This is a genomic window from Pseudomonas sp. MWU12-2020 (genome assembly GCF_023100605.1).
GTDB classification, from domain to species: Bacteria; Pseudomonadota; Gammaproteobacteria; order Pseudomonadales; family Pseudomonadaceae; genus Aquipseudomonas; species Aquipseudomonas fluorescens_H.
Genome location: NZ_JALMEX010000015.1, coordinates 60,429 through 75,087, shown reverse-complemented (window position 1 = coordinate 75,087; position 14,659 = coordinate 60,429). Strand labels below are relative to the sequence as shown.

Below are 14,659 nucleotides of genomic sequence, written 5' to 3'. Positions count from 1 at the left end.
GGGTATCCGGGGATGTTTTGCTCCACGTTTCATGCCGGCGGTTGGGGCTGAGATGCAACAACTGATTCAGGATCGCTCGGTGCCGCTTTGGCGGTCGCTGATGCGCTGTCGGGTGTCTTGGTCGATCAGCTCGCGCAGGGTGGCGAAAACCGGGTCGGCGCTGGTGTATTTCTTGCCGTAGCCCAGATTGAAACCGTAATCGAAATCCGCCGGGTTCAAACCTTGATTGTGCTGCAACAAGGTCTCCAGCTTATCCAGTGCCTTGACCGCTTTGGCTTCGGCGGACTGCGCATTTTCGTAGTCGTCCCACAGCGCCAGAATCTCGTTGCGCAGTGCTTCATCGAGCGACCGGGTCAGCAGCAGAAGGTCGTTGCGCTCCTGTTCGCCCTTGTCGGGGAACGCGGCCTGATTGACCGCAGGAATATCGCCATTGATGGCTTCGCCCAAATCGTGAATCACGCACATCCTCAGGACTTTGAGCAGGTCGAGGCCGGCCAGTTGATCGGCGAAGACAATCGCCACCAGGCACAGGCGCCAGCTGTGTTCGGCGGTGCTTTCGGTGCGGCCGCTGGAGGTGTGCGCGCTGCGCAGGACGTCCTTGAGTTTTTCTGCTTCGCGCAGAAATTCAAGGCGGCCCTTGATGATTTCGAGGTTCATGTGTCTGCCTGGCTGAATACGCCGAAAAGCTCAGCCTAGAACTGAAGACACTTGGCGTCCACGCATAAAATATGCGTTCAGAGGGTTTCCACCAGACGCGCGGCGCTACCGTCAGACAGCGCAATGCGCGTCCAGCGGCACAGGCTGGGACGAATCGGCACTAGGTCGGAGGCATTGCTGCCGGTGCTGAATTCCACGGCCGGCGGCGCCTGAATCTCGTGCCAGCCACGGCTCGTCAGGGCCGACTCGCTAAGCACAATTTCCGGCGTTGCGAAGCGCCACAGCGACTGTCCCAGCAACGTACTCAAGGGGTGGGTGAACTCGGCAGCACGCGCAGGAGAGCAGGCCAGCAAACGGTGGGTGAGGTCGCAGATCAGGTGCATCGGCCGCTGACTTTCCCCGATCAGACGCGCCAATACCTGATCGGCCGCGCTGTCCAGGCGCGCAGCCAGCAAGCGCTCCAGCTGTTGCTGTGTGGCAGGCTCCATCGCCTGCACACCGCTTTCCCAGCGAGAAATGGTCGACTGGGTGACGTTGAACAACTGCGCCGCATGCGTCTGTTTGACGCGATGCAGCAGGCGCCAGCGTCGCAAGGCGATACCGGGCAGGGCGGGCTTCAATAGAAGGTCTGACATGGCGGTTGTAGAAAATGGGTAGGCGGGCCGGACAGTCTGAAGACTGCCGACCCCCGGTGCAAATCCGCCAGACGATCAGGCCGTTTCGCGCAGCCTGGCGATTACCTTGATCTCGAACTGAAACCCGGCCAGCCAGGTCACGCCCACCGCAGTGATCGTCGGATACGGTGCGCTGCCCCAGAACTCCGGCACTACTTCCCAGATGGTTTCGAAGGTCGATTGCGGATCGACCATGAACACCGTGACGTCGACCGCGTCAGCGAAGCTGCAACCGGCGGCGTCGAGAATCGCATTGAGGTTGTTGAAGGCCAGGCGCACCTGGTCCTGCAGATCCGGCTCGGGCGAACCATCTTCACGGCTGCCGACTTGTCCCGAGACGAACAGGAAGCCGTTGGAACGAATCGCCGGCGAATAGCGATGACGCTCGTAAAGCGCATGGCGGGCTGGCGGGAAAACGACGTCGCGCTGGGTCATGGGTGTCTCCATCATTGTTTGGTCATTGACGATGGGGTGACTTTAGGTACTTGCGCAGCCGCGATAAACGCGCAACCTTGGCGTTCACTGTTTGCAAAATCCAAACAATCCGAGGGCGAAAAGTGGACCGTTTTGATGCAATGCAGGCGTTCGCCCGGGTGGTCGAGGCGGGGAGTTTCACCAAGGCTGCCGAGACCTTGCACATGAGCAAGACCACCGTGACGCAACTGGTGCAGCAACTGGAGGCACGGCTGCGGGTCAAGTTGCTCAACCGCACCACACGCAAGGTCAACGTCACTGCCGATGGCGCGATTTACTACGAGCGAGTGATCAAGTTATTGGCCGATATGGACGACGCTGAAACCAGTCTGTCCGGCGCCTCGGCGTTACCCCGAGGGCGCTTACGCGTCGATGTGCCAAGTCCGCTGGCGAGGCTGATCCTGATGCCGGCGTTGCCTGAGTTTCACGCGCGTTACCCGGATATTCAGATCGACATGGGCGTCAGCGACCGCATCGTCGACATCATCGATGAGAACGTCGATTGCGTGGTGCGCGGCGGCGAATTGCTCGATCAGTCACTGATGGCGCGGCGGGTTGCCGATCTTCAGCTTGGGGTCTTCGCCGCGCCGAGTTATCTGGCCCGCGCCGGCACGCCGCTGCATCCACGGGAGCTGGAAGACTCGCATCATCGGGTGGTCGGCTTTCTCTGGGCGCGCACCGGCAAACCGGTGCCATACGCCTTGCACCGTGACAGCGAACACCTGCAGGTCAAGGGGCGTCACGTACTGGCGGTCGATGACGGCAATGCCTACCTCGCGGCAGGTCTGGCCGGCATGGGCGTGCTGTGGTTACCCAGGTACATGTCGGACGCACATCAGGCCCGGGGTGAGTTGGTGCCGCTGTTCGAGGACTGGCAACTCGAACCGATGCCGCTTTATGTGGCATATCCGCCGAACCGGCATGTCAGCCTGAAACTGCGGGTGTTCATCGACTGGATCATCGAGCTGATGGCGCAGCATGCACCGGTCATCGAGCGCCGAGGTTTTTGATCAGCCACTCGCTGAAGCATCGCGCCATCGGGTCATTCTCGCTGTCGCGATGCGTCAGCAGCGCCCAGTTCGGGCCACGAATGGTTTGCTCGACCAAGGGTTGCAGCAACCCGTTTTCCTGCGCCTGACGGCTGAGCAACTGACTGACCAGCGCAATCCCCAACCCCGCCGCAGCGGCATCGAGCAACAAGCCCGGATCGGAAAAATTCAGCCCCTGATCCTGCTGCCCGACATCGACGCCGGCCTCCACCGCCCAGTGGCTCCAATCCATTTCCCGTTCACCGTGCAGGGTGGTGCGCTGCGCGGCAGGTTGCGCCAACACGCTGGGATGACACGCCGGAAACAGGCGGTCGGCATGCAGCACCTTGAAGCTGCATTCGGCCTGGGAGCTGATGTCGTCGCGCACCGCCAGATCGATGGTTTGCGTGGCCATGTCCGGCACTTCATCGGTGCTGAAAATCCACAGATCGACCTGCGGATGCTGGCGCCGAAAATCCGCCAGACGCGGCAGCAGCCAGTGCCGGGCAAACGCCGGCGTGGTGTTGAGCACCAGTTGATTCGGCTTCTGATATTGCCCCAGACGACGGATGCCGACCGCCAGTTGCTGCAGCATCGCCTGCGTGGTGCTGAGCAGATCGTGGCCGGCATCGGTCAGCGCGACGCTGCGACCGCTGCGAAAGAACAGCGGCTGTTCGAGGTACGCCTCGAGGCTGCGGATCTGCTGGCTGATCGCCGATTGGGTGAGGCTCAGCTCATCGGCGGCCTTGTGAAAACTGCCGAGGCGCGCAGCCGCTTCGAAGCCGCGCAGGGAGCTGAGCGGCGGCCAGTGCTTGAGCATATCGATAAGTTCCTCTAATCAGTTGTGTGCTAAATCCATCGTTTGTTGGCGCGGTTTCAGCTCAGTAGCATTCACCTCAAGCCAAATCACGGCAATTTCCATTGAACACAATGGCTTAATCGAGAGGTGCTTGTCATGCCGCGCAACGAGAATAACAACAACGCTTGGATGATGCCTGCCGAATGGGTGACGCATGCCGCGACGTGGATGGTCTGGCCGCATAACCAGGCGCTGTGGGAATCGGGATGGCGCGTGACCTTGCCGCTGGTGCAAGAGGATTTCGCCCGGGTCGCCAACGCCATCGCACGCTTCGAACCGGTGAAAATGGTCGTTGATCCGTCGGCGCTAGCGAGCGCCAAAGCCCTGTGCGGGCCGAACATCGAGCTGATCCCGCTGGCGGTCAACGACAGTTGGTACCGCGACTCTGGCCCGAGCTTCGTCTGCCACCCGCAACAAGGGCTGGCCGGTGTCAGTTGGCGCTTCAACGCCTGGGGCGGCAAGTCGGCGCATGAGCTGGACGAAAGCCTCGCGCGGCGCGCACTCAATCATCTGGGGCTGGAATGCTTCGGTACACCGTTGAGCAACGAGGGCGGGGCGATTCATGTCGACGGCGAGGGCACGCTGATCACCACTGAGTCGGTGCTGCTCAACCCCAATCGCAACCCGGGGATCGGCAAGGTCGAGATGGAAGAAATCTTCAGCCGTCTATTGGGCGTGAAGAAAACCATCTGGTTGCCGGGCGATCCGGATTACGTCACCGGCGACATGACCGACGGCCACGTCGATGGTGTCTGCGCCTTCGCCCGTCCCGGCGTGTTGCTGGTGGATGCGACGCATGATCAGAGTTCGGTGTACGCCGAAGTGGTGCGGGAAAATCGCCGCGCATTGGAGTTGGCGACCGACGCCCAAGGGCGCAAGTTCGAGCTGATCGAACTGTTCGAAGCCAGCGAAGCGGTGGACAGCGAAGCCGAAGTGTTCTGCGCCTCGTACACCAATTTCTACATCGCCAACGGCGCGATCATCATGCCGGCCTACGGCATCGAGGCCGACGAGGTGGCGGCCAAAGTGCTGGCGCAGGCGTTCCCCGGACGCGAAGTGGTGCCGGTGCGCATCAATCATCTGGCCCATGGCGGCGGCGGGGTGCATTGCATCACCCAGCAGCAGCCCGCCTGGCCGGTGGAGGGTTGAGCGATGAGCCATCTGACCATCGCCACCACCCAGATGCCGTGCACCTGGGATCTGCCGCGTAATCTCGATCAGGCCGAGCAACTGGTGCGTGAGGCGGCCGCGCAGGGCGCGCAGGTGATCCTGTTGCAGGAGCTGTTCGCCACGCCGTATTTCTGCATCGAACAGAGCCACAAGCATCTGGCGCTGGCCGAGGAATACCGCGACAGCCGCGTGCTGCAGCGTTTCGCTGCGCTGGCCAAAGAGCTGGGCGTGGTGTTGCCGCTGAGCTGGTTCGAGAGGGCCGGCAACGCCTTCTTCAATTCGTTGAGCGTGGCCGATGCCGACGGGCGTCTGTCGGGGGTGTATCGCAAGACCCACATCCCCAACGCCATCGGTTATCAGGAGAAGGAATATTTCAGCCCCGGCGACAGCGGTTTCCGAGTTTGGGACACCGCGTTCGGTCGCCTCGGCGTGGGTATCTGCTGGGATCAGTGGTTTCCCGAGACTGCGCGTTGTCTGGCGTTGATGGGCGCTGAAGTGTTGCTGTTCCCCACGGCCATTGGCTCTGAGCCGGGATGCACGGGGCTGGATTCCCGCGATCACTGGCAGATGACCATGCGCGGTCATGCTGCCGCCAATCTGCTGCCGGTGGCGGCGGCCAACCGGGTCGGGCGAGAAGTGGCAACCACCGATTCGTCGCTGCAAATGAGCTTCTACGGCTCGTCGTTTATCAGCGATCACAAAGGCCAGTTGCTCGCCGAAGCCGATCGCGACAGCAGCGGCGTGCTGGTGCACCGCCTCGATCTCGACGCGATGCGCGAAGAGCGCCTGAGCTGGGGCATCTACCGCGACCGCCGGCCGGACATGTACGGCGCGCTGCTCAGTCAGGACGGCCGCCACCTCCATGCACGCTGGAACACTCAAGGGGTTTGAACATGGCTACGCACCACAAAAGACTGCTGGGCGCGCTGGGTCTGGCGCTGACATGCGTGATCCCGTCGCTGCACGCCGAGGACAAAACCCTGCGGCTGTACAACTGGGCCGATTATTTTGCCGAAGACACCCTCAGCCGCTTTACCGCGGAAACCGGGATCAAGGTGATTTACGACGTCATGGACGGCAGTGAAACCCTCGAAGCGAAGATGCTCTCTGGTGGCAGCGGCTATGACCTGATCTTCCCCGGCGACACCGTCGCCGAGCGCCTGATGCGGGCCGGCAGCCTGTTGCCGCTGGATCAATCGAAGCTGACGGCGCTGGCCGACATCGAACCCGGTTTGCAGAAATTGCGCAGCCATTACGAACACTCCAGCCAGGCCACCGTGCCCTACACCTGGGGCACCATCGGCCTGACGTACAACGCGGCGCAGATCCAGCAGCGCATGGCCGACGCACCGGTCAACAGCCTGGACATGCTGTTCAAACCGGAGCTGGCGGCGAAGTTCGCCGACTGTGGAATTTCGCTGATCGACTCGCCGGATGAAGTGCTGGCAGTGGTGCTCAATTATCTGGGCCGCGATCCGCGCAGCGCGAAACCGGCGGATCTGGCAGCGGCCAGTGAGGTGCTGATGAAGCTGCGGCCTTACGTGCGCAAGTTCCAGTCGCAACCGGTGACCGATCTGGTCAACGGCAACCTGTGCCTGTCGCTGGGTTACAGCGGTGACATGACCCAGGCCCAGCGCACCTCGGACAGCGCCGGCAAGACCACCCGATTCGAATACCGCATCCCCCGCGAGGGCACCACGGTGTGGATGGACACGATGGCGATTCCGGTCGATGCGAAACACCCGGAATACGCCTACGCGTTCATCAACTTTGTGATGCGCCCGCAGAACATGGCGGCGATCAGTAACTTCACCGGTTACCCGACTTCCAACGTCAAGGCGCGGGCCAGCGTCGATGCGGCGATGCGCAACAACCGGGACATCTACCTCGATGAGGTGACCTACGCTCGATTGATCCCGGGCAAGGACATTCCTCAGGCCGATATGCGTGCACGGATGCGCACCTGGACCAAATTCAAAACCGCCACTCAGCCATGATTCAACCGCCGGCGCCCGGTCGCCGGCCCTTTTCAGGAAAACCAGATATGTCGACGCGTCGAGAGTTCATCAAACAGGTATCAGTCGCCGCAGGTGTCAGCGCCGCGGTCATGGGCCTTGGCCTGACGCCGGGCAAATTGCTGGCGGCCAGCGCGGGGGATTGGTTCATGCCGGACGAGGGCGACAAGCACGAGCGCGCCTTCATCGCTTTCGGCGCACAGGATGCGATCTGGGAAGATTTCACCGCGGATGTGCAGGCTGCGCTGGGCCGCATCGCCCGCACCATCGCCCGTTATGAACCGCTCACGGTGTTCTGTCGCAGCGGCGAACGCAGCCTCGCCGAAGAGTATTGCGGCACCCGCAACGTCACCTACGTGACCGCCGCGCTCGACGACATCTGGATACGTGACATCGGCGCCAATTTTGTCATCGACGACAGGGGCGGACTCGGCGCCGTGGACTTCAATTTCAACGGTTGGGGCGACAAGCAGCGGCACAGCAAGGATGCAAAAATCGCCGCGCGAGTGGCCGCCGACGCACAGGCGACTTACCTGCGCAGCGAGCTGGTGGGCGAGGGCGGCGGCATTGAAGTCGACGGTCACGGCACCGGGATCATGACCGAGAGCAGCTGGATCAACAGCAACCGCAATCCGGGCTGGAGCAAGGCCGAGGTCGAAGCTGAATTGAAGGCGCGTCTGGGTCTGCGCAAAATCATCTGGCTGCCGGGGATCAAGGGCAAGGACATCACCGACGCTCACGTCGATTTCTATGCGCGGTTCATCAAGCCCGGTGTGGTGATCGCCAACCTCGACAGCGACCCTGAATCCTACGATCACCAGGTCACGCTGGCGCACCTGGAGATTCTCAAGAAAGCCACCGACGCTGATGGTCGCAAACTGCAGATCCACACGATTTCGCCGCCGCTCAAGCCGCGCAAAAGCAAGTTCAATCAGAACAACCCGGATTTCGCTGCCGGTTACATCAACTACTTTGTGATCAACGGCGCGATCATCGCCCCGGAATTCGGCGACAAGGCAGCCGACCAGAAGGCTTACGACCTGCTGTCGAAGCTGTATCCGGAGCGCAAAGTCGAGTTGCTGAACATCGATGCGATTGCTGCCGGTGGCGGCGGGATTCACTGCGTGACCAGTCATCAGCCGCAAGCGTGATTGACTCTTTGGCCCGGCAAGCCAACTATCGGCGGATAACAACATGACCGATGGGCCAGACCTTGATCGAACGACGTCAATTCAGCGGAGGCATGAAGGGCAAAAACCTCCGCTATCTGAATGAGCAAGCCGCCGAGACCCGCATCACCCGCACCGGTTTCCTGTTGCTGGAGCACTTTTCGCTGCCGGCCTTCACTCAGGCGCTGGACACGATTATCACCGCCAATCTGTTGCGCAGCGGACTGTTCAGCTCGCGCACGTTCGGTCTGGGCGAGGGAGAGGTGATCAGCGATCTGGGGCTGGTGATTCGTCCGGACGCGCGTATTGCCCCGGCCAGTCTTGCTCAGCTGGATCTGCTGGTGGTGTGTGGCGGCTACCGCACCGAGCTGAAGGCCAGCGAGGAGTTGATCAGCCTGTTGCGCTGCGCCGCAGAGCGCGGTGTCGGTCTGGCCGGATTGTGGAACGGTTCGTGGTTTCTCGGCCGCGCTGGGCTGCTTGATGGCTATCGTTGTGCGATCCACCCGGAACATCGTCCGGCGCTTACGGAGATTGCCAAAGCCACCCAGGTCAGCAGTGAGCCGTATGTGATTGATCGTGATCGACTCACCGCGTCGAGTCCGTCCGGGGCGTTCCATATGGCGCTGGACTGGATCAAAGGCCTGCACGGCAAGGCGCTGGTCGAAGGCATCGAGGATATTCTGGCGTTCGAGGAGTCGCGGTACCGGCGGATCAAACCGGACGAAAACCTCTGCGTCAGCGCACCCTTGCGCGAGGTGGTCAAACTGATGGATGCCAACCTCGAAGAGCCGCTGGAGCTGGAGCAATTGGCGGTGTACGCCGGTCGCTCGCGGCGGCAGCTGGAGCGCTTGTTCAAGGAGCAGTTGGGCACCACGCCGCAGCGCTATTACCTGGAATTGCGCATCACCGAAGCCCGGCGCCTGCTGCAACACACCGAGCTGTCGCAGATGGAAGTGCTGGTGGCCTGTGGTTTCGTTTCGCCGAGCCATTTCAGCAAATGCTACAGCGCGTTCTTCGGCTATCGACCGTCCAGGGAAAAACGCCTGGTCAAATAACCCGCGCTGTTTCTACTGCCAGCCACAGACCTACCCCTGTGGGTGGTGTCAGGTCCACTGGCTTAGCGCAGACCAATGTGGGAGCGGGCTTGCTCGCGAAAGCGGTGTGTCAGTCAGCATATGCAGTGCCTGACACGGCCTCTTCGCGAGCAAGCCCGCTCCCACAGTTTTAATTGGGTGGTGTCAGAGCCACTGGCTCAGCGCAGACCAATGTGGGAGCGGGCTTGCTCGCGAAAGCGGTGTGTCAGTCAGCATATGAATTGGCTGACGCGGCCCCTTCGCGAGCAAGCCCACTCCCACAGGTTTAACTGGGTGGTGTCAGAACCATTGGCTTAGCGCAGACCAATGTGGGAGCGGGCTTGCTCGCGAAGGCGGTGTGTCAGTCAGCATATGAAGTGGCTGACGCGGCCTCTTCGCGAGCAAGCCCGCTCCCACAGGTTTAATTGGGTGGTGTCAGAACCACTGGCTTAACGCAGACCAATGTGGGAGCGGGCTTGCTCGCGAAGGCGGTGTGTCCTTCAGCATATGAAGTGCCTGACACGGCCTCTTCGCGAGCAAGCCCGCTCCCACGGTTTTAATCGGGTGGTGTCAGGTCCACTGGCTGAGCGCAGACCAATGTGGGAGCGGGCTTGCTCGCGAAAGCGGTGTGTCAGTCAGCATATGAATTGGCTGACGCGGCCCCTTCGCGAGCAAGCCCGCTCCCACAGGTTTAATTGGGTGGTGTCAGGTCCACTGGTTTAGCGCAGGCCAATCAAGCTATAGGCCAGTGACGCTTCATCGGGCCCGTAGCAACTTGCGGTAATCCACCGGCGAGATCCCGCGTGCCTGTCGGAAGGAGTGGCTGAAAGAGCTGGCCTGCGAGTAACCCAGCATCAGGGCGATGTTCATGATGCTGGTCTCGGTCCGGCGCAGGTAATGGTCGGCCAGTTCCATGCGCATGGTTTCCAATACTTGATTGAAGTTTTCCCCTTCGGCCGCCAGTTTGCGCTGCAAGGTGCGCGGTGAAATCGCCAACTGCCGGGCCAGGCTTTTCAAGCTGAAATCGCCGGTCGGCAATTGTTCGGTGAGCAATGCACGCAAGCGATCGGTTACGGAAAATGCCGGGTACGTCAGACACAACTGCCAGTCGGCCTCCAGCAGCATGCTGCGATGCATGCGCGGGTCGGCGCCCTGGATTCGCGTCGAGAGCGTCGACTCGGCAAACACCAGTGCATTGCTCCCGGCCTCGAACTGCACCGGACAGCCAAAAAAGTCTTCGTACAGCGCCGGTTCGCCGACCGCCGGATGCATCATCCGGACCTCCAGCATCGGCTGGTTACTCGCGATCAACCAGCGGCCGAACGCTACCCAGCCGACCATCAGAGCTTCCTGATGCAGGGCGCAGTAAGGCTCCAGTTCACTGATGCGCTGATCTTCGAGGGTCACGCGACCGTCGCCGATGACGATCCGGGTCTGGCTGGCAGGGCTGTCGTAAACGATCTTGCCGAAGCGCAGAATCATGTTCAGCGATTCGCCGAGCGTCGCGCTGGTCATCAGCACATAACCCAGCACACCGTAGGTGCCCGGGCGCACGGCGGTGCCGACCAACAGACCGAAATGCGGCAGGTTGCTGCTGAGCGCCGCCAGTTCCAGCAAGGCACGCAGTTGGCGCATGGGAATGCGCACAATCGAGTCGGACAACTGCTCGCGTGAGAGTCCGGTCTGCTGCAACAGCCAATCGCCATCGCAGCCGTATTGTTCGGCGACATCGAGGACGTGGTTAACAAAAGCAGCGCTGGAAGTGGCGGGTCGCATGGGGGGAGGGGAAGTCCGGTAATCCGGTGATCTTGCTTTTCCGAAAGGTGAAGAAAGCGACGTCGCCAAGGCGCGCGGCGTCAATAGACCCTACATGCGCCCGATCACCGGAATGCCGGTGCCGGTGACGGCCGACGCTTGTTCCGAGATCAGAAACAGAATGACCGCCGCCAGTTGCGCCGGTGTCACCCAGCGCTGATGTTCGGCGTCGGGCATGGCCTCACGATTTTGCGGGGTGTCGAGAATGCTCGGCAGCACGGCATTGACCGTGATGCTCATGTCCTTGAGCTCTTCGGCGAGGCTTTCGGTCAGGCGCAGTACGCTGGATTTCGACGCAGCGTAAGCGCCCATGCCGAGCCCGGCTTTGGCCGCCATGCTCGCACCGATGTTGACGATGCGTCCTGCCGAGGATTGCAGCAGCAATGGCAGCAGCGCTTTGCTGGCATTCAATGCGGTTCGAAGGTTCAGCGAGTAGAGCCGATCCCAGGCCTCTATCGCACCGCCCAGCAACGGCTCCCACGCATAGCCGCCGGCGCCGTTGACCAGCGCATCGAGGCGACCGAAATAGCGATTGATCTGATGGGCGACTTCCTGGCAATCGGCAAAGGAAGTCAGATCAATCCCGGACAGGACCAGTCGATTGTGCGAACTGGGCAGCGTAATCATCGCCCGATCGATCAGCACCAGATCTGCGCCCTGGGCTGCGGCCATGTCCGCCAGGGTCTCGCCGAGATTCCCCAGGGCGCCGGTAATCGCCACAACGCGCCGTGAGAGTGACTGAGTCATCAAGAGTCCTTTCCTTTTTAAGGGCGCATACTCTAATGATATCGGTGACCCGTGGCATGCTTTTGGATGTCAACTTGTTGTGCAAAAGTGCCAAAATTTTATGCCTGGCAAAACAGGCGAAAAGGGTCGTGAAACAGGCGTCAGAAAGTTGGCTTTGGGGTTGCGCAGCCCTGTCAAATCTTGAAAGCCTGGCGACGGTTTGGACTGGCATTCTTGTCGTGGTTTTTGCGCTACATAATCTATCCACCGTTGCTTGTATTCTTGTTCAAAACAAGGACAAATGACCGCCGCCATTGCGTCGATCCACCAGTCGTTGAAACGGAAAACCGGACTTTCCCAAAGGTAGTAATGTGAAGCGTGATACCCACCTGGTTGTGCTTTTGTTGTTGGTGATCGGTTGTTCCCTCGCGTCACTGACGGTGTGGAAAGTGTTGGCCTCCCGAGAGCGGGCACTGGAGGAAGTCAACGTTCATGGCTTGAACCTGACCCAGGCGCTGGCGACTTACTCCGAAGGGATCGTCCGCCAAAGTTCGCTGCTGCTGCTTGGACTCGTCGAACGCCTGGAAACCGAAGGTAGCGGCCCTGCGCAGATCCAGCGTCTGAGCGCGCTGGTCAATCGTCAGGAACCGCTGATGCCACAGCTCAGCGGCATCACCATCTACGACAATCAGGGCCGATGGTTGATGTCGTCCAACCGACCGATTCCGGCCGGGGCCAACAGCAGTGATCGTGTTTATTTCATCCATCACCGTGACGATCCAAGCCGCGAGACTTTTATCGGTCCGCCGATCCAGAGCCGCTCCAATCAGGAATGGGTGATTACCGTCAGCCGCCGTTTCAATGATGCGCACGGCGAGTTTGCCGGGGTGGTGGCGGTGACCCTGGGCGTCGAAAACTTCCTGCGTCTGTTCGGCAAGATCGATGTGGGGCAGGAGGGCGCCATCGGCTTGTCCTACACCGACGGTACGTTGCTGGTGCGCTATCCCTTCCGTGAGCAGGACATGGGGCGCAACTTTTCCAAATCGCCGATCTACGAGAAGTATCTGGTCGATCGATCCGTCGGCACCGCGTCGTTTACTTCCAGCCTGGATGGCGTCGATCGGCTCTATGCGTTCCGCAAGAGTGACCGGCTGCCGCTGATCACCACCGTCGCACTCGGCAAGCGCGAGGCCCTCGCTGCGTGGCGCATGGAAGCATGGCTCTCGGCAGTAGTCGTCACGGGGCTGCTGGGACTTACCGGGCTGATCGGCTGGTTCCTCATTCTGGATATCCGCAGGCGTACCAGGGCTGAAGATCAATTGCGCGGTACGCAGCAGCAATTGCTCGCATCCAATCGCCAGCTTGAGTTGCTGGCGATGAAGGACGCGCTGACTGGTCTGGCCAACCGGCGCTGCTTCGATGAAAGCCTCGCCATGGAAGCACGGCGCGCGCAGCGTGACGGCACGACGCTGGCGTTGCTGATGATCGATATCGACTACTTCAAGCTGTTCAACGACTCATTCGGGCATGTCGCCGGCGATGCCTGCCTGCAGAAGGTCGGCAGAATCCTTGAGGGATGTGTGCGGCGCCCGTCGGATCTGGTGGCACGTTACGGCGGCGAGGAGATGAGCGTGATCATGCCGGCCACCGACAGTGAGGGTGCCGCAGTGGTGGCTCAGTTGATCCTCGAGCGCTTGCAACAAGAGAACATCTCACATCCGTCCAGTCCGTTCGGACGGCTGAGTGTGAGTATCGGCATCGCTACGGCCACGGGCGCGCAACTGGAAAGCCTGCAAGGGGTGATCGAGGTCGCAGATCAGGCGTTGTACAACGCCAAGACGCTGGGGCGTGACCGGTTTGTGCAGGGACTCTGGTGATCTGCGTCGTTGCCGACCCGATGAACTCGTCGATCTGGATTTCGTCATGGTGCATGACTAAAACCGTTGGTCAGCTTTCAATGCAACCTGACTGCCTAGCGACTACTTTTGTGGCTCGGTCGTTAAAGTGACAGGAGGTACCACACAGTATTTAAACGTTGATTCAGTTGGCCTCAATGACGTTGATTTCAGGAAGGATCTTGAATAAGGCGCGGTGCATCGCTCTGGCGAATGCGTATCCAGACTCCCGGTCTGTAACGCAGTGCCCGCCACCTTTTGCTTGTTAAGGAGAACACAGATGGCAATCAGCCGAGTACCCGAAACATCCGATAAAAGCGCGCTCGTCGAAGCAGAGGTATACCGTTGGTACAACCTCTTTTTCCCGTGGTCACGCGGTGTGGCTTCGCAATCCGAGGGCGCCATCAAACCCTTGTACGATGCGCTGGCGAGCGACTTCCGAGTGGTACTCACGGACGGTCAGATCATGGATCGGGCGGACTACTGGGAGCGACTTTGGGGACTGTACGGGAAGCGTGTTGGCAGCCCCGAATCGCACATCATCAATCTTTCGATCACGCCTCTGCCGGGCGACCTGTTCCTCACGGTTTTCGATCTCGTCAAAGACGGAATCACCAAGAAGAAAGTCGATTCGGCGCTTATGCGTCTGGACCCCACATCGCCTTCGGGAATCTCGTGGGTTTATGTTCATGAAAGCGAGCATGAGAGTGCGGCTGCGTAGTGGCTGAGGACGCACTAGCCATTCTGATTTGCCGCCATCCAGATGCGCCTGGCAGAAACCACAAAGCCCTGATTATTCAGGGCTTTGTCGTATATAGATGATGTATGCGATGGGTTTTTACGTTAAGTATTTCTAATCATCGATGAAATCTACTTCGTTTTACTTCTTTTAAATATGGATCTGTCCAATCATGTCCTATGCCGCCTCGATAAGGCAATACGGCCCCTCTCTTCGCCTCGAGCCATAGGTTTCCGGGTTCTCAAGAGTTTCATGTTTAGTTCAAGGTCTGCGCAGTCGAATGCTTCTGTTAATTCGAGGGCTGTTACCTGCGTGGGTTTTGAGCAGGGAAATATATTATGGACGTTTGTCTCCAAGGGATTTTA

The 14,659-nt window shown here is 60.3% G+C and carries 14 protein-coding genes; 8 read left to right on the top strand and 6 right to left on the bottom strand.

The genetic code is table 11. From position 1 onward, the window contains the following. Positions 1 to 66: 66 nt before the first annotated feature. The 3 genes from M0814_RS25935 to M0814_RS25925 form a co-directional block, all read right to left on the bottom strand. Positions 67 to 657, bottom strand: coding sequence for an HD domain-containing protein (locus M0814_RS25935; RefSeq protein WP_103485022.1), 591 nt, complete (start codon positions 655 to 657; stop codon positions 67 to 69). A 77-nt stretch (positions 658 to 734) separates the two neighbouring features. After that, positions 735 to 1,292 carry a helix-turn-helix transcriptional regulator gene (locus M0814_RS25930; RefSeq protein ID WP_103485023.1) on the bottom strand — a complete coding sequence of 186 codons (558 nt, stop codon included), beginning with the start codon at positions 1,290 to 1,292 and terminating at the stop codon, positions 735 to 737. A gap of 75 nt (positions 1,293 to 1,367) precedes the next feature. Next, positions 1,368 to 1,766 (bottom strand): RidA family protein, encoded by a 399-nt coding sequence (locus M0814_RS25925; protein ID WP_103485024.1) that lies wholly within the window; start codon positions 1,764 to 1,766, stop codon positions 1,368 to 1,370. A gap of 122 nt (positions 1,767 to 1,888) precedes the next feature. Between M0814_RS25925 and M0814_RS25920 the strand changes: the two genes are divergently transcribed. Continuing rightward, positions 1,889 to 2,815, top strand: coding sequence for a LysR family transcriptional regulator (locus M0814_RS25920; protein WP_103485025.1), 927 nt, complete (start codon positions 1,889 to 1,891; stop codon positions 2,813 to 2,815). Here the strand turns inward: M0814_RS25920 and M0814_RS25915 are convergent. Continuing rightward, the gene (locus tag M0814_RS25915) at positions 2,793 to 3,653 is read right to left on the bottom strand and encodes a LysR substrate-binding domain-containing protein (protein WP_103485026.1); all 861 of its coding nucleotides are present in this window, start codon (positions 3,651 to 3,653) and stop codon (positions 2,793 to 2,795) included. The genes M0814_RS25920 and M0814_RS25915 overlap by 23 nt on opposite strands. A 135-nt stretch (positions 3,654 to 3,788) precedes the next feature. Here M0814_RS25915 and M0814_RS25910 point away from each other — a divergent pair, with 135 nt between their 5' ends. Genes M0814_RS25910 through M0814_RS25890 form a run of 5 tightly spaced genes read left to right on the top strand, consistent with a single transcriptional unit; the run spans position 3,789 to position 9,101 of the window. Beyond that, positions 3,789 to 4,841: an agmatine deiminase family protein gene (locus M0814_RS25910; RefSeq protein WP_103485027.1), complete on the top strand. Its 1,053-nt coding sequence runs from the start codon at positions 3,789 to 3,791 to the stop codon at positions 4,839 to 4,841. A gap of 3 nt (positions 4,842 to 4,844) precedes the next feature. Further along, entirely contained in the window at positions 4,845 to 5,753 is a 909-nt protein-coding gene (gene aguB, locus M0814_RS25905) for an N-carbamoylputrescine amidase (RefSeq protein ID WP_103485028.1), read from the top strand. Positions 5,754 to 5,755: 2 nt separating this feature from the next. Beyond that, entirely contained in the window at positions 5,756 to 6,859 is a 1,104-nt protein-coding gene (locus tag M0814_RS25900; RefSeq protein ID WP_103485029.1) for an extracellular solute-binding protein, read from the top strand. Between the two features lie 47 nt (positions 6,860 to 6,906). Beyond that, on the top strand, positions 6,907 to 8,028 hold the full coding sequence (locus tag M0814_RS25895) for an agmatine deiminase family protein (RefSeq protein ID WP_103485030.1): 1,122 nt from the start codon (positions 6,907 to 6,909) through the stop codon (positions 8,026 to 8,028). A gap of 50 nt (positions 8,029 to 8,078) precedes the next feature. Beyond that, positions 8,079 to 9,101: a GlxA family transcriptional regulator gene (locus M0814_RS25890; protein WP_103485031.1), complete on the top strand. Its 1,023-nt coding sequence runs from the start codon at positions 8,079 to 8,081 to the stop codon at positions 9,099 to 9,101. Positions 9,102 to 9,875: 774 nt separating this feature from the next. On the opposite strand, the gene M0814_RS25885 is transcribed toward M0814_RS25890, so the two are convergent. Both M0814_RS25885 and M0814_RS25880 read right to left on the bottom strand, forming a co-directional pair. Next, positions 9,876 to 10,895, bottom strand: coding sequence for an AraC family transcriptional regulator (locus M0814_RS25885; protein ID WP_103483300.1), 1,020 nt, complete (start codon positions 10,893 to 10,895; stop codon positions 9,876 to 9,878). Positions 10,896 to 10,985: 90 nt separating this feature from the next. Further along, a complete protein-coding gene (locus tag M0814_RS25880) occupies positions 10,986 to 11,681 on the bottom strand; it encodes an SDR family NAD(P)-dependent oxidoreductase (RefSeq protein WP_003224415.1) in 696 nt (231 codons plus the stop codon). Positions 11,682 to 12,031: 350 nt separating this feature from the next. Here M0814_RS25880 and M0814_RS25875 point away from each other — a divergent pair, with 350 nt between their 5' ends. Together M0814_RS25875 and M0814_RS25870 are read left to right on the top strand one after the other, a co-directional pair. After that, a complete protein-coding gene (locus M0814_RS25875; protein WP_103483301.1) occupies positions 12,032 to 13,537 on the top strand; it encodes a sensor domain-containing diguanylate cyclase in 1,506 nt (501 codons plus the stop codon). A gap of 298 nt (positions 13,538 to 13,835) precedes the next feature. Next, complete coding sequence (locus tag M0814_RS25870) at positions 13,836 to 14,276, top strand: hypothetical protein (RefSeq protein ID WP_003224418.1); 441 nt, start codon at positions 13,836 to 13,838, stop codon at positions 14,274 to 14,276. The last annotated feature ends 383 nt before the right edge of the window (positions 14,277 to 14,659 follow it).